This is a genomic window from Clostridioides sp. ZZV15-6597, from assembly GCF_020657815.1.
Classification (GTDB): Bacteria; Bacillota; Clostridia; order Peptostreptococcales; family Peptostreptococcaceae; genus Clostridioides.
Window position 1 is genome coordinate 1 of record NZ_JAGWCT010000069.1, and the last position, 21652, is coordinate 21652.

General features: G+C 28.2%; 20 protein-coding genes. 9 read left to right on the top strand and 11 right to left on the bottom strand.

Features of this window, described 5'->3' with window-relative positions:
* Positions 1 to 137 precede the first annotated feature (137 nt).
* The 6 genes from KGF52_RS14320 to KGF52_RS14345 all read left to right on the top strand — a co-directional run bounded on the left by KGF52_RS14320 (position 138) and on the right by KGF52_RS14345 (position 6054).
* Complete coding sequence (locus tag KGF52_RS14320; RefSeq protein WP_227840640.1) at positions 138 to 1178, top strand: M42 family metallopeptidase; 1041 nt, start codon at positions 138 to 140, stop codon at positions 1176 to 1178.
* Positions 1179 to 1557: 379 nt separating this feature from the next.
* Complete coding sequence (locus KGF52_RS14325; protein ID WP_227434807.1) at positions 1558 to 1809, top strand: TM1266 family iron-only hydrogenase system putative regulator; 252 nt, start codon at positions 1558 to 1560, stop codon at positions 1807 to 1809.
* A gap of 14 nt (positions 1810 to 1823) precedes the next feature.
* Positions 1824 to 3032 carry a [FeFe] hydrogenase H-cluster maturation GTPase HydF gene (hydF, locus tag KGF52_RS14330; RefSeq protein ID WP_227829519.1) on the top strand — a complete coding sequence of 403 codons (1209 nt, stop codon included), beginning with the start codon at positions 1824 to 1826 and terminating at the stop codon, positions 3030 to 3032.
* A 35-nt stretch (positions 3033 to 3067) separates the two neighbouring features.
* Positions 3068 to 4153, top strand: a complete 1086-nt coding sequence (gene hydE, locus KGF52_RS14335; protein WP_227829520.1) for a [FeFe] hydrogenase H-cluster radical SAM maturase HydE — start codon at positions 3068 to 3070, stop codon at positions 4151 to 4153.
* Positions 4154 to 5530 carry a [FeFe] hydrogenase H-cluster radical SAM maturase HydG gene (gene hydG / locus KGF52_RS14340; protein ID WP_227840641.1) on the top strand — a complete coding sequence of 459 codons (1377 nt, stop codon included), beginning with the start codon at positions 4154 to 4156 and terminating at the stop codon, positions 5528 to 5530.
* Between the two features lie 89 nt (positions 5531 to 5619).
* A complete protein-coding gene (locus KGF52_RS14345) occupies positions 5620 to 6054 on the top strand; it encodes a hypothetical protein (RefSeq protein ID WP_227840642.1) in 435 nt (144 codons plus the stop codon).
* Positions 6055 to 6126: 72 nt separating this feature from the next.
* On the opposite strand, the gene KGF52_RS14350 is transcribed toward KGF52_RS14345, so the two are convergent.
* From KGF52_RS14350 to KGF52_RS14375, 6 genes are all read right to left on the bottom strand, one after another.
* Entirely contained in the window at positions 6127 to 7446 is a 1320-nt protein-coding gene (locus KGF52_RS14350) for an aminotransferase class III-fold pyridoxal phosphate-dependent enzyme (RefSeq protein ID WP_227840643.1), read from the bottom strand.
* A 294-nt stretch (positions 7447 to 7740) separates the two neighbouring features.
* Entirely contained in the window at positions 7741 to 8529 is a 789-nt protein-coding gene (locus KGF52_RS14355) for a putative ABC transporter permease (protein ID WP_227840644.1), read from the bottom strand.
* A gap of 112 nt (positions 8530 to 8641) precedes the next feature.
* Positions 8642 to 9607 carry a VanZ family protein gene (locus tag KGF52_RS14360; protein WP_227840645.1) on the bottom strand — a complete coding sequence of 322 codons (966 nt, stop codon included), beginning with the start codon at positions 9605 to 9607 and terminating at the stop codon, positions 8642 to 8644.
* Between the two features lie 163 nt (positions 9608 to 9770).
* Positions 9771 to 10085: a hypothetical protein gene (locus KGF52_RS14365; RefSeq protein WP_227829526.1), complete on the bottom strand. Its 315-nt coding sequence runs from the start codon at positions 10083 to 10085 to the stop codon at positions 9771 to 9773.
* Between the two features lie 141 nt (positions 10086 to 10226).
* Positions 10227 to 10727, bottom strand: coding sequence for a GNAT family N-acetyltransferase (locus KGF52_RS14370; RefSeq protein ID WP_227829527.1), 501 nt, complete (start codon positions 10725 to 10727; stop codon positions 10227 to 10229).
* A 55-nt stretch (positions 10728 to 10782) separates the two neighbouring features.
* Complete coding sequence (locus tag KGF52_RS14375) at positions 10783 to 11982, bottom strand: DHHA1 domain-containing protein (RefSeq protein ID WP_227840646.1); 1200 nt, start codon at positions 11980 to 11982, stop codon at positions 10783 to 10785.
* Positions 11983 to 12341: 359 nt separating this feature from the next.
* On the opposite strand from KGF52_RS14375, the gene KGF52_RS14380 reads away from it, so the two are divergent.
* Positions 12342 to 13310 carry an L-lactate dehydrogenase gene (locus KGF52_RS14380; protein ID WP_227840647.1) on the top strand — a complete coding sequence of 323 codons (969 nt, stop codon included), beginning with the start codon at positions 12342 to 12344 and terminating at the stop codon, positions 13308 to 13310.
* Positions 13311 to 13410: 100 nt separating this feature from the next.
* Positions 13411 to 14373: an L-lactate dehydrogenase gene (locus tag KGF52_RS14385; protein WP_413927399.1), complete on the top strand. Its 963-nt coding sequence runs from the start codon at positions 13411 to 13413 to the stop codon at positions 14371 to 14373.
* Positions 14374 to 14532: 159 nt separating this feature from the next.
* On the opposite strand, the gene KGF52_RS14390 is transcribed toward KGF52_RS14385, so the two are convergent.
* The 5 genes from KGF52_RS14390 to KGF52_RS14410 form a co-directional block, all read right to left on the bottom strand.
* Positions 14533 to 15663 carry an XRE family transcriptional regulator gene (locus tag KGF52_RS14390; protein WP_227840649.1) on the bottom strand — a complete coding sequence of 377 codons (1131 nt, stop codon included), beginning with the start codon at positions 15661 to 15663 and terminating at the stop codon, positions 14533 to 14535.
* Positions 15664 to 15824: 161 nt separating this feature from the next.
* Positions 15825 to 16778, bottom strand: coding sequence for a peptide-methionine (S)-S-oxide reductase MsrA (gene msrA, locus KGF52_RS14395; protein ID WP_227840650.1), 954 nt, complete (start codon positions 16776 to 16778; stop codon positions 15825 to 15827).
* A 191-nt stretch (positions 16779 to 16969) separates the two neighbouring features.
* Positions 16970 to 17881 carry a patatin-like phospholipase family protein gene (locus tag KGF52_RS14400; protein ID WP_227829533.1) on the bottom strand — a complete coding sequence of 304 codons (912 nt, stop codon included), beginning with the start codon at positions 17879 to 17881 and terminating at the stop codon, positions 16970 to 16972.
* Between the two features lie 372 nt (positions 17882 to 18253).
* Positions 18254 to 19846: a hydroxylamine reductase gene (gene hcp, locus KGF52_RS14405; protein ID WP_227840651.1), complete on the bottom strand. Its 1593-nt coding sequence runs from the start codon at positions 19844 to 19846 to the stop codon at positions 18254 to 18256.
* Between the two features lie 63 nt (positions 19847 to 19909).
* Positions 19910 to 20638: a 4Fe-4S binding protein gene (locus KGF52_RS14410; protein ID WP_227840652.1), complete on the bottom strand. Its 729-nt coding sequence runs from the start codon at positions 20636 to 20638 to the stop codon at positions 19910 to 19912.
* Between the two features lie 163 nt (positions 20639 to 20801).
* Here KGF52_RS14410 and KGF52_RS14415 point away from each other — a divergent pair, with 163 nt between their 5' ends.
* On the top strand, positions 20802 to 21518 hold the full coding sequence (locus tag KGF52_RS14415) for a Crp/Fnr family transcriptional regulator (RefSeq protein ID WP_227840653.1): 717 nt from the start codon (positions 20802 to 20804) through the stop codon (positions 21516 to 21518).
* Positions 21519 to 21652: the final 134 nt, after the last annotated feature.

Genomic DNA, 21652 nt, shown 5'->3' on the forward strand with positions numbered 1-21652 from the left:
ATATAATATAAATTAATTTTACCTTATATATTATTTTTTTTAATAGATTTAGAATTTTTTCTTTTAAATACAGTTTTCAGAACATTCGTATTTATGTTATAATTTGTATGAATATATATTTTTTAGGAGGAAATAATATGAACTTAAATTTAACTAATACTATAAATTTAATGAAGAAGTATCTTGATATACCAAGTCCAGCTGGATATACTGAAAATGCAGTTTTAGAAAGCAAAAAGGATTTTGAAACTTTAGGTCTTAATACTACTCTTACAAAAAAAGGTGCACTTATAGCTACTCTTCCTGGTGAAGATGATTCAAATCAAATAACAATATCTGCACATATGGATACACTTGGTGCTATGGTAAAAGAAATATCACCAGATGGTACTCTTAAATACCATAAAGTTGGTGGTGGTTGTTGGGCCGCTATAGAGGGTGAAAATTGTACTGTTATAACTAGAAAAGGTAAAAAAATCAGAGGAAGTGTTGTATTTAAATACGCTTCTACTCATATATATGGACAGACAAAAGCTGCATCTGAAAGAAATGAAGAAACAATGATTATTAGACTTGATGAAAAAGTATTTAATAAACAGGATGTTTTGGATTTAGGAATAAGTGTTGGCGATTTTGTATATCTAGACCATCGTTTTGAAGCTACAGAATCTGGTTTTATAAAATCTAGATATATAGATAACAAATCAGCTGTAGCAATGGTTCTTGAAATAGCTAGATACTTTAAGGAAAACAACTTAACACCTAAACATACCACTAACTTCTATATAAGTAATTATGAGGAAATTGGACATGGCGTCTCTAAAGCTTTACCTGAAAAAACTAGAGAATTTGTAGCAATAGACATAGCACCTACTGGACCAAGTCAAACATCTAGTGAACATGGTGTGACTATAGTTGCAAAAGATAACTTATCTCTATACGATTTTAATTTAAGAAATAAACTTGTAGATGTTGCAGAAGATAATAATTTAGATTATGCTGTCGATGTATTTACTTTTTATGGTTCAGATGCTTCAGAGGCTATTCGTTGGGGAGAAGATGTTCAAATAGCTTGTGTTGGTCCTGGAACAAATAATAGCCACCACTACGAAAGAACTCATATAGAAGCAATTGAAAATACTCTAAAACTTCTTATAAATTATATGCTAAAAAAATAATTAACTATATATTTTATTAAAGTCATTTCTTTGTAAATAACCAATTTTTATTTTTATTTTTATACAAAAATTGGTTTTTCTATAGACTTAATTTCGATTTACTACTATTATATAAGTAACTTCAATTTTCTTTAGTTAATTTTTATATGATTCACACAAATTGTATAAAAATTTTCTTTAGTTAATTGTTGTTAAAATAAATTTTACAAGCTAACCCTACCAGAAAAGAGTTATCTAATCTGTAAGGAAATAGTTTAATATAGCACATTATAATTGTGTAATTAATAACTTTTCTTTTGTAGAAACTTTTCTTTAAAAAGAAAAGTTTTTTGATTTTGGATTTGTTTAAGAACATATTTTCTGAGTTAGGAGGATATTTATGAAAAAGGTTGCGGTTATAAGTGCTATTTTGGAAGAACCAAAAGAATGTCAGCTTAAATTTAATGAAGTTGTATCAACTTTTAAAGGCATTATTAAAGGTAGAATGGGAATTCCTTGTGAAGAAGAGGGTGTCTCAATTGTATGTATAGCAGTTGTTGGCGAAATGGATATTATCAATAGTTTGACTGGTAAATTGGGAAATATACCTCATGTATCTGTAAAAACTAGTATATCAAAAAAAGAAATTTAAGGTGGTGAGTACAAATGAGTCTAAATTCTACTCCACAATCAATAAGAGTACATATAGGTCTCTTTGGCAAAAGAAATGCAGGTAAATCTAGCGTAATAAACGCTATAACAAATCAAAGCGCTGCAATAGTATCAGATATTGCTGGAACTACTACAGACCCAGTATTTAGACCAATGGAAATCCTTCCTATAGGACCTTGTGTTCTTATAGATACTGCTGGTCTTGACGATGTTGGTGAGCTTGGTGAGCTTAGAATAAGCAAATCATTAGATATTTTAGAAAAGACAGACATAGCTTTACTAGTAGTGGATTGCCAAATTGGTGTGTCAAAAGAAGATTTATCACTAATTGAAAAGTTTAATGATAAAAATATACCTCATATTTTAGTACTTAACAAGATTGATACAATTAAAAATCAATCTGAAATTTTAAGCTTAACTAAAAATAAAGTTAAATGTCCAGTTGTTTCTGTCTCATCAACAGATAAAATTGGAATTGAAGATTTAAAAAATGAAATAATAAAGGTTTTGCCTAAAGATAGCAATGAGTTTAAATTGGTATCAGATTTAATTGAGCCAAATGATTTAGTTGTCTTAGTCGTTCCAATAGATAAGGCAGCTCCAAAAGGTAGGCTTATACTTCCTCAACAGCAAGTTATAAGAGATATTTTGGATACTGGAGCAATTTCTATAGTTACAAAAGAAGATAACTTAAAAGAAACTCTATCTAATTTAAGTAAAAAACCTAAGCTTGTTATTACTGACTCTCAAGTATTTCCACAAGTGGATAAAGATACTCCAAAAGATATTCCTCTTACATCTTTTTCTATATTGTTCGCTAGACAAAAAGGAGACCTTAAAGAATTAATTGATGGTGCCTATGCTTTAGAAAATTTAAAAGATGGTGACAAGGTCTTGATGGCTGAAGGTTGTACTCATCATAGACAAACTGATGATATTGGAACAGTTAAAATCCCTAATATGATTAGAAAGAAAACTGGTAAAAATATTACTTTTGAATTTAGTTCTGGAGTATCCTTCACTGAAGATATAACTAAATATGCACTTGTAGTTCATTGTGGAGCTTGTATGATGAATAGAGCTGGAATGTTATCTAGAATAGAAAAGGCAAAATCTTTCAATGTACCTATCGTAAACTATGGTATTTTAATAGCATATACAAAAGGTATTTTGGAAAGATCACTTGAACTTTTCAATTACTAAAAATTTAACTATATTTAATAAATACATATTTAGATATGACTAAAAATAAGATTAAATACTTTATAGATAAACTTTACAGCATTAATTCACTAAGCTTTGATGAACTACTATACTTAATAGAGAATATCGACAATGAAGAATATAACTTTGAACAAAATTTGAGAAACTATCTTTACAAGCAAGCTAGCGATATGAGAAATAAATACTATGGAAATAGAGTCTACTTAAGAGGGCTTATAGAACTTACAAACTACTGCAAAAACAATTGTTACTACTGTGGTATACAATCTTCTAACAAAAATATTACAAGATATCGACTTTCAACGGATGAAATACTTGAATGTTGTGATATAGGTTATAAGATAGGATACAGAACTTTTGTTTTACAAGGTGGTGAAGACACATATTTTACTGATGACAAGATATGTGAGATTGTTTCAAGTATAAAAAATAAATATGAGGATTGCGCTATAACATTATCATTAGGAGAAAAAAGCTATGACTCCTATAAAAAATACTTTTTAAGTGGTGCAGACAGATATCTTTTAAGACATGAAACTGCTACAGACAGCCATTACAAAAAATTACATCCGCCAAACATTGAACTTAGAACTAGAAAAGAATGCCTTAAAAACCTCAAGGAAATTGGTTATCAAGTAGGTGCTGGATTTATGGTTGAGTCACCATTCCAAAGCAATGAGGACCTTGTTCGTGACTTATTATACCTAAAAGAGTTAAATCCTCATATGGTTGGTATAGGACCTTTTATCCCACATCATGATACAATCTTTAAAGATTATAAACATGGTGATTTAGAAAAGACATTACTTATGCTTTCAATTACAAGACTTCTACTTCCAAAAGTCTTATTACCTGCTACAACAGCTCTTGCATCTATAAACCCTAGTGGTAGAAATGCAGGTCTTTTAGCTGGTTGTAATGTAATTATGCCAAACCTTTCTCCTCAAGAATTTAGAAAACAATATTCTCTTTATGATAACAAAGCATTTACTGGTCAAGAAGCTTGTGAATATCACCAGAGTTTAGAGGAAAATATCAAGTCACTAGGACTTAAAGTTGACTACTCTCGTGGTGATAATATTGAATGGAGGCGTTTGTAAATGTTCATAAAACATGAACTTATTAATTCTTTATTAGAGGATGCAAAAAATTCAACTTCTGATGATATTGAGAAAGTGCTTGATAAGGCTGATAGAAGAGAAAAACTTAGCTATAAAGATATAGCTACACTTCTTGAAGTAGAAGATAAAAAACAACTTGATAGATTGTTTAGTATAGCTGGGCAAATAAAAAATGAAATATATGGTAATAGAGTGGTTTTATTTGCCCCTCTCTATGTATCAAACTACTGTGTAAATGAATGTGTTTACTGTGGTTTCAATACATGTAATAAATTTAAAAGAAAAAAACTTACTATGGACGAAGTAAGAGAAGAAGTTAAAATACTGGAAAAAATGGGGCATAAAAGACTTGCTTTAGAAGCTGGTGAAGACCCTAAAAATTGTGATATAAACTATATATTAGACTGCTTAGATGCAATTTATTCAACATATAATGAAAATGGAAATATAAGAAGGGTAAACGTTAACATAGCAGCTACTAGTGTAGATGAATATAAACTATTAAAAGAAAAAGGAATAGGAACTTATATACTATTCCAAGAAACATACCATAAACCAACATTTATAAAGATGCATGGTCAATCTATAAAAAATGACTACTACTACCATTTAACAGCTTTTGATAGAGCTATGGAAGCTGGAGTTGATGATGTTGGTGCTGGAGTTTTATTTGGTTTAGCTGATCCTAAATTTGAAGTTTTGGGCCTTATGATGCATAATGAACATCTGGAAGAAAAATTTGGTGTAGGATTCCATACTATATCTTTTCCTAGATTAAAAAAAGCTGAAGGTATGAACTTAGAAAACTTCCCTCATTTAGTTTCTGATGATATGTTTAAAAAAATTGTAGCTATAACTAGATTAGCAGTTCCTTTTACTGGAATTATAATGTCTACTAGAGAAACTGCCGAAATGAGAAATGAATTACTAAAATATGGTGTATCGCAAGTTAGTGCAGGTTCTCTAACAGGTGTTGGTGGATATAAAGCATATGAGGATGGTGACAATACAGATCAATTCGAGGTTGGAGACCACAGAAGTCCTGTAGAAGTACTTAAGGAACTAATTACTGATGGATATATACCTAGTTACTGTACAGCCTGTTATCGAAAAGGTAGAACTGGGGATAGATTTATGAGTTTAGCTAAGAGTCGTCAAATTCACAACGTCTGCACACCAAATGCACTTACTACATTAAATGAATTTTTAATTGATTATGGTGATGAAGAACTTAAAGTTATGGGTAAAAAACTTATTACTGAAGAAATAGCTAAGATAGAAAGAGAAGACATAAGAAACATTGTATCTAACAATATGACTGCCTTAGAACATGGGGAAAGAGATTTATACTTATAAAATTTTATTCATTGTATATTATTATTGTATATTCTATAGGTTAGTAGTAATATTATCTAAAGGGAAAGTTTAAGGGAGGGAGATTAACATTGAAAGATAACAACAATACCAATAAAACTATTCAATTTGGAGAAAAAAAAGCTAGCCTAGAAAACAATATTCAAAAAAATAAAAATGTCAAACTTGATGATACACACAAAGTCATTCCTTACCCTAAAAATAGAAAAAAGGATGATAAAAAGAAAAATAACAAAAAAAAGAATACAAATATAAACAAACATAAGGTCAATAGAGATAATTATGGGCATTCTTTTTTTAATAACAAATACAAATATAAAAGAAAACCATATGTTATTGCTTTATACACAGTAATTTTTATTCTTTTAGCAATTTTGATTATAACAAAATTGACAGATAGTTCGAGTAAGGGTAACTACTCTCGTAATACTGTTTCTGATACTCACAAAAGTAATACCCAAAACATAACCTTTAATGAATCGACTAATCTTCTTACTTGTGGGTAACTTAAAAGAGTTATCTCATTTCAGAAATTACTTTCTAAAATTGAGATAACTCTTTTTTATTTAATATCTATTTTACCAACCTTGAGTTACTTCATAAACTTCGTCACCAATTCTACCATTTAAATAATCATCTATTGCAGAATCTATAATACTCATTGCTTTATCTACTTGCTCCTTAGTTATTACTAGAGGTGGTTGTACTCTTAAAGTAGATTGTCCTAAGAATATCATTATCAATCCAGTTTGTATACATCTATAGCATATCTTAGCTGTAGCATCTGGATGTTTTTCAGTAGAACCTTTTCCTTTAACTATATCAACTCCTATAGATAAACCTAAGCCTCTTATTTCTCCAATTATATCGTATTTTTCTTTTAGTTTTTCAAATCCTGCTTTAATATAATCTCCCATTTCTATACTCTTTTGAAGTAAGTTTTCTCTTTCAATTATTTCTATAGATTTTAAAGCAGCTACACATACTGTTGTATTTCCAGCTAAAGTAAATAGATGTGCTGGTGCATCAAGACTTTGCATTATTTCTGTTCTTCCAACAACTGCTCCTAGAGGTAATCCTCCACCAACAGATTTTCCAAGAACTATAAGGTCTGCTTCAATACCAAAATTTTCTATACCAAACCATTTACCTGTTCTTCCCATACCTTGTTGTATTTCATCACTTATAAGTAGTATTCCATTTTCTTTACATATTTTACTTAATCCTTGAATCCATTCTACTGGAGGCACTATTATCCCTGCATCTCCTGCAATTGGTTCTATAAATATTGCAGCTACTTCTTCTACTGGTAAGTAGTGTGCAAAAGCATATTCCATTTCATCTAAACATTCTTTAGCAGTTCTATTTTTATCTGGATAATGGAAGTGATAAACTTCTGGTAATAATGGACCCATTTTTCTTCTCATATTTGTACTTAATGCAGATATAGATATAGCTCCATAAGTACTTCCATGATATGACTCACACATAGATATTATTTTTGTTCTTCCAGTATATCCTCTTGCTAATTTTATAGCAGCATCTATGCAAGCAGAGCCTGTTGCGCTGTATAATACTTTCTTATCATTATCTCCAGGGGCTATTTCCACAAGCTTTTCAGCTAATTTTACAGGAGGATCACTATGGAAATATGCAAGTGTATATTGTGTGATATCATCCATTTGTTCTTTAACTGCTTGTGAGATTTCCTTATTTCCATGACCTACATTTGCAGAGCCTGCACTTGCTAAAAAGTCTACATACTCATTACCTTCATAATCATATAACATCGCACCTTCACCTGATTTAAATGCTACTGGATAATAAGGTATTTTTTGAGTTTTAGCAACATATTTTTTTTCTTCTGTACTTATCATTTGACTAGTTATCTCGCTCATTGGCAAATCATTCCCCTCTTTAAGTAAATTTATATTTTTAGAATTATTGCAATTTGTAAAGATATTTTTATATAAAATTCTTTATATACTAATGTTAGTATTTTTGACACAAATTGTCAATATATGTTTTTATAATTTTCAAAATATTTGTTATTCAGAGATAATATATTTTGTTTTCAGCAAATCAACTCTATTTCTCCAAAAAATAAAGAACTCTATTCTATTATAATAGAGTTCTTTGCAAATTATCTTATAAATACTATTTTTCTGTTTATTTTTAATTAAATCATATTATCATCTTTTATTATCATTGATGATTTCTTTAAAGTATTGTAATTGTTCTTGTTGTTTTTTATGTTTTATATCTGGAAAAGCCTTGATAATTCTTTTTTGTAAGATAATATTAGATTCTATACGGTCTAATTTACTGTTTATTTTATTTAATTTTTCTCTAGCTTCTAATTTTTCACTATTTATTGTTTTAAATAAAGCTTGTATCTCTCTTCTATCAAACTTATCTAATTTCATATTTATACCATTTAGGTCTGTAATTATTTCATCTAATAAATTGAGCTTCATATCTAATTTTTTAAGTGATATGATAGTAACAATTAAATCCACAATTGTCCATAAAGTCGTAATTACCACTATTGAAATTAATATATTATACGGAATAGTACTTACAATATATTCTATATAGGGATGTATAAATTTTATTATTACAACAGACATTATACCAAAATATATTGCATTTTTTAAACAGACTCTTCCCTTTACATTAAATTTTTGGTCAGAATAATCCCACCATTTAGCATGAAATAATGTTTCTAAAATAAATCCTGTAAAATATTCTAGAATTGTAGTCAAAATCATTCCTATCAAAAATAAAATAATTATATTGTCAAATCTTCCTAGTATTGATATCACAAGTACTGCTCCAAAACCATAAACAGGACAGATTGGACCATTTAAAAAACCTCTATTGATTATCCTTTTGCTTGCTATAGAACATCCTGCACTTTCTACTACCCATCCTAGAAATGAATATATAAAAAAATACAAAATATATTTTATTATCTCCATAATTTATCTCTACTCCTTCAACAGTTGATATATTTTTGTGCATAATGTAAAAATAATTATAGAAATAGTTTTTTCGTTTTTTACTTTTGTTATTCTTTTTTTATTGGATATTCTATTCATCTAATCCAATTAATAATCTAGAAGCTGTGATTCCATGTTCATCTTTTGGTTGATTATCTTTATCAATCCAAATCTCAAATGTATCAGTTTTCTTTAATAGAGGTAAATTTTTAACATCAAATTCTTCATATCTAATTATATCTTTGTTCTCTTCTTCAGTAATTACAAAAGATATTAATTTTGTATTTTTACTCAGATAAACTTTTATATAACCATCCTTATCCATTAAATTTTCTGGACACTTTATATTATTATTACAAGCTGTCTTAATAGTTAACACACCATTTTTAAAACTTTCAAATGAACCAATTATATCTGCCTCATTTTTATCTATATCTTTAACTATTTCCTTATTTTCTTCAACTAATATTCTTGAAACTTGTTTATCTGGCTTGAGTTTAAAAGTTAACAAGCTTTGGTAGTTTGTAACAATGACACCCAATCCTATCACTCCCAAAATTATGCTTGTACTTATTATGGCTTGGAATTTTTTAATGTTATTAGGAAATAATTTGGTCACCTTTGTATAAATAATAATACCAAGTATCCCACCTAATGAATTTAGAATCACATCATCTATGTCACTGCTTCCAATAGCCAAAATGTATTGTATTAATTCAAATCCTAAACTAATAAGAGAAATTATTATAATTATATTTCTTTTATCTAATTTTTTTAATACTACAGGAAGAAAAATTCCCATTGGAATAAATATTCCTACATTACCTATGATATTTGCAATAGCTCTTATAAGGCTAATGTTACTATCTGTCATAAATTCCCATACTGTATAAAAGGGAATTAAGTTGACAGACCTAAATCCACCCTTGAAAATGGCATAAATTGGTATATCTTTAAATAAAATTATCCTTATAGTTATTAGAACATATACAAAAAATATTGTGTATATAATTGATAATAATAATTTTTCTGAAGTTCTACACATGTCTTTTTTCAATAATAACACCTTCTCTCTTTTAATATTTTAATAGTATCAACAAGTGTTTAAGATGCCTTTAAAATTTTCTTAAATTTTCCTTAAGTGTTAAATTAAAACACATTAAAAAAGGTCTATACTTTAAAATATAGGCCTTCATAAATTTCCTTATAAATACATTTTATTAAATAACAAACAATTTAAGTGTAGAACAAACAATAACCAAAGTTAAAAGTAATCTAGCATATAAAAAATTTTTTTCTTTAAGCATAACGCCTGCAATTCCAAGTATAAAAAAGAGAGATGCAATAAATTTACCAAGAATATTATTACTTGGATAAGAACTAAAATGCATGAAACAAAGTACAAATGTATATACCCCTATTGCATTAAATACAATTGTATTAGATGCTATCTTTCCTTTATTAAAAAAGAAACAGAATATTGACACTAAATCTAAAAACAAAAATACATAAAACATGACTTTTAAAACGCCCATACTTATACCCCCTAATAAATTTAATTATAATATCTGGTTTATTTCATATAATTCTCAATATACTCAGGATAAACTTATAATCTTAATATAATAATAGTATAAGTTTATATTACTGGCTTATTAATTTTTATATTTACATTACTAGTTTATTACTTCATATTCATACATATTATAATCACATTCATACATATTTAAAGACTCATACGTTGCTTTTGCATTTATGTTTTCTTTTTCTACATATAATCTCATGCCAACAATATTTTCATCTCTATCACACATATTTTTTATATGATTAAACAAATAATTAAAGATGCTCTTTCTTCTATACTCTTTCTCTACATATACACTCTGAATCCAAAGAAAGTTTCCATTTCTCCAATCACTCCACTCATATGTATACATAATCTGTGCGACAACCTTATCAAATACTGTATATACATAATATTTTCCTTTTCTTTCATCTAATAACAATGCCCTTACACCTTTAGTTAAAACATCCATGTCAAGTTCTTTTCCTTCTGTTTCTTTGGCTAAATTATAATTAAATTTCGCTATTATATCCAAATCCTCTAAACGGGCTTCTCTTATCTCTATCAGCTCTTCATTTTCATATAATTCTATATAGTCTTTTTGTTGTTCCATACTTATTCCCCCATATCTATTTTATGTATTACATTAATCTTTTTGTAATAATACATTATAAAATTTTTTCTAGTTTCATAAATGCATAATCGAAGGTAGATTCTAAGTTACCATTATTTTTTCCTCCACCTTGAGCTAAAACCTGACTTCCTCCACCTTTACCATCTATAAGACTTATTGCATCCTTCAATAAACTTCCCATATTGACAGCTTTCAAATTTTTAGAACATGCAAAAATCAAGTTTATTTTTTCTTCAAATCTAACAGCTAATAATGCAATATTATTTTCATCTTCTGTAATTTTATTTGCAATTTTATTTACATATTTTAAATCTTCTTCATCATAAATTTTTTTAACAACTGAAACATTTCCAATCTTATTTGCATTTTCTACCATTTCTTTAACTTGATACTTAGCTACTATTTCTTCAAGTTTTCTTTTTTTACTTAGAGAATCTTCCACTTTCTCATTTAAATTTACAATTCCATTTATAGCATCTTCTTCACTACAACTTAAATATCTACAGATTTTGGTTAAGTATATATCCCTTTTTAATACTTCATCTACGGCTCTTTTCCCAGCTAAAAACTCTATTCTTGTACTAGATTTATGCTTCTCCCATTTCTTTATTTTTATCATTCTAAGCTCACTTGTTGATTTTGGGTGTACTCCACAACATGCATTTGTATCTAAGTCACCTATTTTTACTACCCTTATCTCTTCATTTGTGTTTGGTAAAGCACGCCTTACCCAAATTTTTTTTAATTCTCTTTTAGTTGGAAGTAATGTTTCTACTTGTATATTTTGACGAATAATTTCATTAGCAAGCAACTCTATCTCTCTAATTTTTTCTTCATCTAAGTTACCATCTATATCTACTGTACTGTACTCATTTCCTAAATGAAAACCGGTTGTATTCGCATTAAAAGTCTTAAAAAAACACCCTGAGAGTACATGTTGTCCAAAATGTTGATGCATACCATCTTCTCTTCTATCCCAATCAATACTACACTTTACCTTATGTATTTTTATTGGTTTTTTATCTAATATATGATACACTTTTTTATCTTCTTCATATACGCTTATTACTTCATAATCATCTATTTTTCCTAAGTCTCCAAATTGTCCTCCTCCACCAGGGAAAAACGCTGTTTTATCCAGCAAAACATGAAACTTATTTTCTATTTCTCTTATCTCAATTATTTCTGCCGTGAAATCTCTTATATACTGATTCGTATAGTATAACTTTTCCATTATGATTTTATCTCCATTTCCTTTATTCTAAACTGCCTTATTGTTTAAATATGCACATATTTTAGGTTAAGTTTAAAGTAATTACACCAGATATAGCTTAACCTATTTTTTAATAGTAATCTTCTACTATATTTTAACATATAGATATTAATGTTAACAAATTTATAATTATATATTATTTTAAATATTCAATAATATAAAGTATATTAACATTGCTTTTTTAAAAACTTTAGTATAAAATCATATTAAATAAATTTTCTGAAATGATAGAATATTGCAATCTATAAAAAACATACTTAATAACATATAGCATTGTATTATAAATATATCGTTTTATTTTGTAGGGGGAGTGATTTAAAATGCCAATAAAACCAAGAAAAATATCTATTGTAGGTTCAGGTCATGTTGGTTCACACTGTGGATTTAGTTTGATAACTCAAGGAGTTTGTGATGAGCTCTTTATGATTGATATTGATGAAGCTAAGGCAAAGGCTCAAGCTTTAGATTTAGCTGATGCGGTTTCCTATCTTCCACATAAAGTACATATAGAAAAAGGAACTTTTAATGATTGTAAGGATTCTGATATCGTAGTGATAAGTGTTGCAGATTCTTCAGAAGGTCCTTTACGCAGACAAAACACAACTAGGTTAGACTTACTAAAACCAACTATTGGGATGATAAAATCTATAGTAAAACCTGTAATTGATTCTGGATTTGATGGTATATTTATCGTTATTTCTAATCCAGTTGATGTAGTTACAAATTATATCTGGGAAAAGTCTGGTTTTCCTAAAAACAGAGTTATTGGAACTGGAACAGCTTTAGACTCAACAAGACTTAGAAGACTTTTATCTGAAGAGACTGGAATCGCTCAACAATCAATACAGGCCTACTCAATGGGTGAACATGGAGATTCTCAAATAGTTCCTTGGTCTCATGTTTCAATTGGTGGCAAACCAATTTTAGATATGATAAAGAATAATCCAGATACTTATGGCAAATTAGACTTACCATCAATAGTTGAAAAAAACAAGAAAACAGGTATAGGTATAATAAATGGAAAAGATTGCACAGAGTTTGGAATAGGAACTGCTTTAGTAGAAATTGTAAAAGCTATACTACATAATGAGAAGAAGATTTTACCAGTTTCTACATTATTAGAAGGTCAATACAATGAAGAAAATGTATTTGCAGGTGTTCCTTGTATTATAGGTAAAAATGGGATTGAGGGAATTGTTGAAATCAATTTAACTAATGATGAGCAAGCTGGATTTAGTAAATCTTGTTCTGTTTTAAGAGACCATATTGCACTTTCAAAGACTATTTAGTTTTAAATCTATGCTATTTATTCTTTAATTAACTTATTTAGATGCTCTATAATTATTATGGAGCATTCTCATATGTATACATAAAACAAAATGTAAGGAGATGTTAAATTTGTCAATAAAACCAAGAAAAGTATCAATAATAGGAACTGGTCATGTTGGTTCACATTGTGGATTTAGTTTAGTAACTCAAGGAGTTTGTGATGAGTTACTAATGATTGATATAGATGAAAGTAAAGCTAAGGCTCAAGCTTTAGATTTATCAGATGCAGTTTCTTATCTTAAACATGCCACAAAAATAAAAAGTGGAAATCTTAATGATTGTAAAGATTCTGATATTATAGTAATAAGTGCGGGTCCATTACCTAAAAAAAATCAGACTAGATTGGATACACTTGAGTCTACAATCAATGTTGTAAAAACAATTGTAAAACCTATTGTTGAGTCTGGATTTGATGGTATATTTATTGTAATTTCAAATCCAGTAGATATAATTACTGATTATATTTGGAAAGTTTCTGGATTTTCTAAAAATAAAGTTTTAGGCACAGGCACTGCACTTGATTCTTCGAGACTTAGAAGACTTTTATCTGAGGAAACAAATCTTCCTCAACAATCAATACAAGCTTATTCTATGGGTGAACATGGAGATTCTCAGATGGTTCCTTGGTCTCATGTTTCAATTGGTGGTAAGCCATTGTTTGATATTATGAAAGAAAATCCTAGCACTTATGGAAAATTAAACTTAGATGAATTAACTGAAAAAACAGCAAGAGCTGGTTGGGATGTACTTTATGGCAAAGGTTCTACTGAATTTGGTATTGGTACTGCTTTAACAGAAATAGTAAAGGCAATTTTTCATAATGAAAGAAAAATCCTTCCTGTTTCTACCCTATTAAATGGACAATATGGACAAAAAGATGTATTTGCTGGTGTGCCTGCTATAATTGGCATAAATGGAGTTGAGTCTATAGTAGAAATTAATTTAACTGATGATGAACAAAAAAAATTCAATAAATCATGTACTATTTTAAAAGAATACATTCAAATTGCTAAGGATATTTAGATTAATATCATATTAGAATACATATTTAAATTAATAGCATATTTTAAATATATCTTAAATTTAATATTGAAAGCAGGTAAATTGCTTATGATAAAAAACCATATCAACAAAGCTTAAATATAAATACCTGCTTTTATCTTTCAATATTAAATTATTAATTTATCTTTTCCCATCAAACTTTATAACTTTGCTTTTTTTCTTTGTATTTTGAGATAGAAATCCATTTTTTAATCCCATCAACAATTCTAGGTCTTCTGGATAAAGACTTATTCCTATATCCCCTAAATTTGATACTATATTATCTGTATTCATTATTTTGTTTTCTATCAATAATTCGACTGCTTTTTTTAAATATACTGGACTTACACCCTTCATTTTATCTAATGGTTCTTCTATTAACCATCCTCGTTTATCCATTTCACTCATAAGATAATTATACTTTTTGTAGCTTATCTCACCTAAATTATATGCTCTAAAAATCATAACAGATATAGGCACAATCCATTTTTGCTTTAGTTCTACATAATAATCTATGTCTTCTGGATAAACCAAGTCTTCTAAAAAAGTCTCTCTTGGAAGCAAAAATGCACAAGCATATTCATCTGCTAAGAATTGCTTATTTGGTATTCCTAATTGACTTGATATTATATATCCAAGCTCATATGCTAAATCATAGTTTCTAATTGATGCTGATTTTTTATCATTCCCAAGAGATATTAGATATTTAGTTTCTTTACCAATTCTCTGTTTTTGAGTAAATACTGTTGCTCCTTTTCTATCTACATTCATTCCTGATATTATAATCCCATTAGCCTCTAATAAACTTACCATATTTAATATTGGATTGTTGTTTAAACTCCAAAGTTCTCTAGTCTTATTAGCAAGACTTTCTATATCATTTACATTAACATCCTTAATTAGTTTTCTATTTGGTAAGTTTTCTTTTGGAAATTTTATATAACTTTCCATAAACGAGTATATTTTATGTATAATTATTATTTTTTCTCTATAAGAAATTTCCTCTACTCTAGGAAGTTTAGAATGAGGATTAAAATGACTATCTTCTACAATAACATTTATACTTTCATTTTTATAAAAATACTCTTTGGGGAAGTTTAATATATTTGATAATTTTAATGCATTTTCAATATTTGGAACATACTTATTTTCTTCAAAAGCTTGTAAATCTTTTTTATTTATTTTAGTTTCTTTAGATAACTGTTCTAGAGTTTTAGCTCTAAAAACTCTAGCTGATTTTAATCTTTTTCCATTAAAGTCTTTTAAATTCATTTGTTTTCTCTCTTTCAAAAATTAAATTCTTTAATCATACAAATATAAATTATAACATTACAATTAATAATTTATCACATTATTGACAAAAAAACAAAAGATGAAAACATAAATTTATATTTCCATCTCTAATCTTAATGTATGATATTAACTAGTTTTAATTATTTAAAAAGTTTTAAATATTCTCCATATCCTAGTTCTTCCATATCTTTTTTAGGTATAAACTTAAGAGAAGCAGAATTTATACAATACCTTAAACCTCCAAGTTCCTTTGGCCCATCATCAAAAACATGACCTAGATGAGAATTTCCTTTAGCACTTCTTACTTCAACCCTATACATGCCTTGTGAAAAATCGCTTCTTTCAATTACAGACTTATCTATAACTGGCTTTGCAAAGCTAGGCCATCCACATCCTGCATCAAATTTGTCCTTTGAAGAAAATAAAACCTCTCCACTTACTATATCTACATAGATGCCTTCTTCATTATTATCGTAATATTCATTTTCGAAAGGTACTTCTGTCATATCATTTTGAGTAACTTCAAATTGAATAGGAGTTAAAGTCTTTTTTAACGCTTCCCTATCTACATTATTTCCATCCCAATAACTTTTTACAAAATTATATCTTCCTGAACCTTTGTAATACATATTATAATTCAATGGTCTTTTTTTATAATAATCTTGATGATTTTCTTCTGCTTTATAAAACTTAGTTGCTGGAATTATTTCAGTAACTATCTTACTATCAAATATTTTACTATTTTCTAAGCTTTCTTTTGACTCCAAAGCTGTATTTTTTTGCTCTTCATCATGATAAAATATAGCGGTTTTATATTGAGTTCCTCTATCACCAAATTGTCCACCATCATCTGTAGGATTAATTTGCTTCCAAAATATATTTAAAAGTTCATCATAACTTATTATATTATCATCATAAGTTATTTGAATAGCTTCAACATGGCCAGTTGTTCCTGAGCATACTTCTTGGTATGTAGGATTTTCAACATGACCAGCTGTATATCCAGAAACTACTTTTATAACCCCATCATATTTATCAAAAGGTTTTACCATACACCAAAAACACCCACCTGCAAAAGTAGCAAATTTTATCATTTTCATCACTCCTTAAAAAAATTATATTTTATTTATTCCCTAAGAAGTAACTTAATAATCTTGTATTTTATTATTTTTTACTTTATTTAGAAAATACTATATGATATTAATGTATCTAAAATTGCAAAATCTTTTATCAAAATTATAAACTATAGAAATTCTCTACTTATAAATATAATTAAAAACTATACTTAATTTTTATAAAAACTTTTTCTATTTATCCATTCAAATGCATCTTTTATATCACAGTTTTCACCTAAAGATATTAAGTATTCTAGTGAATCACAATCATCCATAGCTACCTCTCTTTCCATTCTAGGATTTAACCTATAGTAATTATCTCCAAGAAGTTTTTGAGAAAATAATTGACTCATTTGAGAATTCCCTTCTAGTGTAACAGATATAATTGGTAAGTCTGGCTTCTTATTGATTATCCAGTCAATAGCTCCCCATTCAGTTGTATCTGTCTTTATACTATTATATACATATCCAGTCCCTATAGAAAAAAGTCTTGTATTTTTATAATTTAACTTAAGTCCACTGTCAATTGAATAAACTATACATGCTAGACTTGGATCAGTTGCTATTATTCCACCATCAACATGACAATTATAGGTTGGGAAAAATACTGGTGCAGCACTACTTGCCATTGCTACGTCTACAACTTTACTAGTTTTAGTAAGAGAATTTGGCATATTATTATAAAATACAGGCTTCCATGAATGTTCTTCATTGCCTATATAAAAGCTTGGCACCATGACTAGTTTATTTAAATCTTTCAGTTCTAAATCCTCTGGAAATATACTTAGCAAAATTTCCTTTAGATTTTTATTTTCATACTTTGGTCTAAGCATTTCTGCATAACTTTTGTTGAAAATATACTTTGAATTTTCAATTGAATAAAGTGTCTTTATCTCTTTAGGGCTTACACCATATGCAAGCCCTAATGCAATCAAACTACCTGTAGATGTTCCTCCAAACATATTTATATTATTTAATAAACTTGGATACTCCTCTACTAGTCTCTCAAGTATGGATATACTTAATGCTCCTTTTAATCCACCACCATCGAACGTTAATATATTAAAATTCGAATTTTTCATATACACATACCCCCATATAAAAGCCTTATATCTTTTAAATTTTAGTTAAAATAATTACACTATAGTATATATATATTATGCAAATTCTACATTACAAAGTTCCTCTTTCTATAATTAAATTCAGTATCCTGCACTATTAAAACTATACTTTTTATTTGTTTATACTATACACATATTTTAAGTATTATAAGTTTAAAAGTATGATTTATTGTAAACAGTTGATTAAAATAATATCTACTTTGTAATAGACCATAAAAACATAAATAAGGGTTGACTTTATACAAAGCCACCCCCTTATTTATATTAATTATAATTAAGCTTAATAATACTTCGATTATAAAATTTATACCTTATTAATTAAGCGTATACTCTTTATCCTAATATTTTTTTCATATCTTCTTCTGGAGTAGATATAGGAGTTAAAGCAAATTTTTCAACCAATATATTTAATACATTTTGAGACAAAAATGCTGGTAAAGAAGGTCCTATATAGATATTTTTTATACCTAAGTAAAGCAATGTAAGAAGTACACAAACAGCTTTTTGTTCATACCATGATAGCACTATGCTAAGAGGTAATTCATTTACATCACATTCAAAAGCATTTGCCAATAGAACAGCCACTTGAATTGCACTGTAAGTATCATTGCATTGTCCCATATCCATTAAACGTGGTAAACCACCTATTTCTCCAAGATTTAAATCATTAAATCTATATTTTCCACATGCAAGAGTCAATATAACAGTGTCCTCAGGAGCTTGTTTTACAAATTCAGTATAATAATTTCTTCCAGGTTTTGCACCATCACAACCACCAACTAATAAAAAGTGTCTTATAGCTCCATTTTTTACAGCTTCTACTACTGTATCTTGTACAGATGAAACTGTTCCTCTTGCAAAACCAGTAGTTAGCATATCACCTCCATTTATTCCAGTCATATGCATATCTTCTTTATATCCTCCAAGTTCAAGTGCTTTTTCTATGACACTATAAAAATCTTTATCTTCTCCAATATGAATCATACCAGGATAAGCAACCACTTCTGTAGTAAATACTCTATCTCTATAACTATCCTTAACAGGCATTAAACAGTTTGTCGTAAATAATATTGGAGCAGGTATATTGTCAAATTCTTTTTGTTGATTTTGCCATGCTGTACCAAAATTTCCTTTTAAATGCTTATATTCTTTTAATTTTGGATATGCATGTGCTGGTAATAATTCTCCATGAGTGTATATGTTTATTCCCTTATCTTTTGTTTGCTCTAGCAATTTGTGTAAATCATAAAGGTCATGCCCTGTAACTACAATAAATGGACCTTTTTCAATTTTCATAGGTACTTGAGTTGGTTCTGGTGTTCCATAAGTTTCGGTATTTGCTCTATCAAGTAATTCCATACATTTTAAGTTTATTTCTCCAGTTTTCATTACAAATCCTAAAAGTTCATCACTAGATAAGTCTTCTCCAACTGCTACTAACCCTTCATAGAAAAAATCATTCACTTCTTTATCTGTATATCCAAGTACCATTGCATGATAAGCATAAGCAGCCATACCTCTTAATCCAAATAAAATCAATGATTTTAATGAACGTATATCTTCATTATCATTCCATAAATTCTTCATATCGTAGTTGTCATTTCTACTACAAGTTGTCGAGCAATCTGAACATCTAGGTACAAGTTCACTTTTTGCTAGTTCAGTTTTTTCAATTTGTCTTTTTATAGCTTCATCATCAAAACTTACATTTGTTACAGTAGTAAACAATCCTTCTATCATAACTTTATCTGTTTCTCTTGTTGGTCTATTTTTATTTCCAACAGTTGCTCTTGAAAGTCCAATTAATACTCCTGTAAGTTCATCTTGTAAATTGGCTGTTCCCCCTTTTTTACCACAAGCTCCGTTTATAGTACATCCTTTACCACCAACTGTCTGTTCACATTGAAAACAAAACATATTCTCCATTCTTTATTCCTCCCATTTCATTTTATTTATTAAAATTTATTAATTTGTCTACGATTTACTTAATTAGATTTCTCCATCTACTATTTTCCCATCTACAGATATAGTAATTACTTGCCATGGTATCATCTTTCCACTATTTTGTAGAGCTGTTTTAACTGCATTTACGATACCACCACAACAAGGTACCTCCATACGTGTTACCACTATATTTTTAATATCATTTAATTTTAAAATTTCTGTAAGTTTTTCAGCATAATCAACTTCATCAAGTTTAGGGCAACCAATTAATGTAACCTTATTTTTCATAAATTTATTATGGAAATTTCCATATGCATATGCTGTACAGTCTGCTGCTATTAAAAGACTTGCATTCTTTAAGTATGATGCATTAGCAGGTACTAGTTTTATTTGCACTGGCCACTGATTAAGCTGAGACCCTTGTTCCTCCATCACTATATTGTTATTTATAGATATAGTATCTAAATCTTGTCTTTTTATAGACTTAGACTGAGAACCTGGACATCCACAGGCTAAATTTTCTTTTTGTGCTCTCTTTGCTTCCATGTTTGCTTTTACTGCTTCTTCATCATATTCTGCAGCCTCTCTATTTTCAAATGAAATTGCATTCGTTGGACAAGTTGGTAAACAATCCCCTAAACCGTCGCAATAATCATCTCTTAAAAGTTTTGCTTTTCCATTTACCATACCTATAGCTTCTTCATGACAAGCTTCAACACATAATCCACAACCATTACATTTTTCTTCATCAATTTTAATTATTTTTCTAATCATTTATATCACCTCATAAAAATTTTTTTGTTTAAAATACTACTTTACTAGATATTTATTTTTAAGACATAGATCTTTTTGTTTTAAGTTTTTGTATCAGGATTTTTATATCTCCTTGATTTTATAAATTTAGTATAGTACAATAAAAACAAATTATCGGTTGCATATGCAACAAGGAAGTGATTATTTGAAAAAATTTTTAGAAAAACATATAAATCTATTAAGAAAAATTTCTCTGTTTGAAGGAATTAAAGATGATGAACTTGAAGCAATGTTAGAATGTTTGGGTGTTATTGATAAGACTTATCCAAAAGATAACATAATATTTTCTGTAGGAAATGAAGTGACTTCTATTGGAATTATGCTTAATGGAAGTGCACACATAATAAAAGAAGACATTGAAGGTAATAGAAATATTGTAGCTGAGCTTTTACCTGGTGATTTATTTGGAGAGGTGTTTGCTTGTACTAGACTACATAAAAGCACTGTAACAGTAGTGACAACATCTTCATGTGAAGTTCTATTTATAAAGTTTAAAAGTGTAACTGGTATTTGTTCGTCTACATGTGAATTTCACAATAGACTTGTTGAAAATATGTTACAATTAATAGCTGAAAAAAATATTTTACTTCATAATAAAATAGAGTTACTTTCTTGTAAAACAACTCGTGAAAAATTACTCATGTACTTTTCAAATCAAATAGAGAGAACGGGTAACTATAAGTTTACAATTCCTTTTTCAAGAAATGAAATGGCTGACTTTTTATGTGTTGATAGAAGTTCTATGTCAAGAGAACTTGGAAAAATGAGAGATGAAGGTTTATTATCCTTTAACAAAAATAAGTTTGAAATCTTTTGTTTCCAAAATAAGTTTGACATTTAAATTTATACAATTCAATACACATGATTTTAATTAATTCAAATTATAGATATTACGTTTAAATCTAGAATTTATATTTTTACTCAAAAAATTAATAGATATCTTGATTTATATAATTAAGATATCTATTAATTTTT

Coding starts and splice junctions, on each gene's coding strand:
- KGF52_RS14320 (WP_227840640.1), top strand. CDS start 138: ATGAACTTAAATTTAACTAATACTATAAATTTAATGAAGAAGTATCTT.
- KGF52_RS14325 (WP_227434807.1), top strand. CDS start 1,558: ATGAAAAAGGTTGCGGTTATAAGTGCTATTTTGGAAGAACCAAAAGAA.
- hydF (WP_227829519.1), top strand. CDS start 1,824: ATGAGTCTAAATTCTACTCCACAATCAATAAGAGTACATATAGGTCTC.
- hydE (WP_227829520.1), top strand. CDS start 3,068: ATGACTAAAAATAAGATTAAATACTTTATAGATAAACTTTACAGCATT.
- hydG (WP_227840641.1), top strand. CDS start 4,154: ATGTTCATAAAACATGAACTTATTAATTCTTTATTAGAGGATGCAAAA.
- KGF52_RS14350 (WP_227840643.1), bottom strand. CDS start 7,446: ATGAGCGAGATAACTAGTCAAATGATAAGTACAGAAGAAAAAAAATAT.
- KGF52_RS14355 (WP_227840644.1), bottom strand. CDS start 8,529: ATGGAGATAATAAAATATATTTTGTATTTTTTTATATATTCATTTCTA.
- KGF52_RS14365 (WP_227829526.1), bottom strand. CDS start 10,085: ATGGGCGTTTTAAAAGTCATGTTTTATGTATTTTTGTTTTTAGATTTA.
- KGF52_RS14370 (WP_227829527.1), bottom strand. CDS start 10,727: ATGGAACAACAAAAAGACTATATAGAATTATATGAAAATGAAGAGCTG.
- KGF52_RS14375 (WP_227840646.1), bottom strand. CDS start 11,982: ATGGAAAAGTTATACTATACGAATCAGTATATAAGAGATTTCACGGCA.
- KGF52_RS14380 (WP_227840647.1), top strand. CDS start 12,342: ATGCCAATAAAACCAAGAAAAATATCTATTGTAGGTTCAGGTCATGTT.
- KGF52_RS14385 (WP_413927399.1), top strand. CDS start 13,411: ATGTTAAATTTGTCAATAAAACCAAGAAAAGTATCAATAATAGGAACT.
- KGF52_RS14390 (WP_227840649.1), bottom strand. CDS start 15,663: ATGAATTTAAAAGACTTTAATGGAAAAAGATTAAAATCAGCTAGAGTT.
- msrA (WP_227840650.1), bottom strand. CDS start 16,778: ATGATAAAATTTGCTACTTTTGCAGGTGGGTGTTTTTGGTGTATGGTA.
- KGF52_RS14400 (WP_227829533.1), bottom strand. CDS start 17,881: ATGAAAAATTCGAATTTTAATATATTAACGTTCGATGGTGGTGGATTA.
- hcp (WP_227840651.1), bottom strand. CDS start 19,846: ATGGAGAATATGTTTTGTTTTCAATGTGAACAGACAGTTGGTGGTAAA.
- KGF52_RS14410 (WP_227840652.1), bottom strand. CDS start 20,638: ATGATTAGAAAAATAATTAAAATTGATGAAGAAAAATGTAATGGTTGT.
- KGF52_RS14415 (WP_227840653.1), top strand. CDS start 20,802: ATGCAACAAGGAAGTGATTATTTGAAAAAATTTTTAGAAAAACATATA.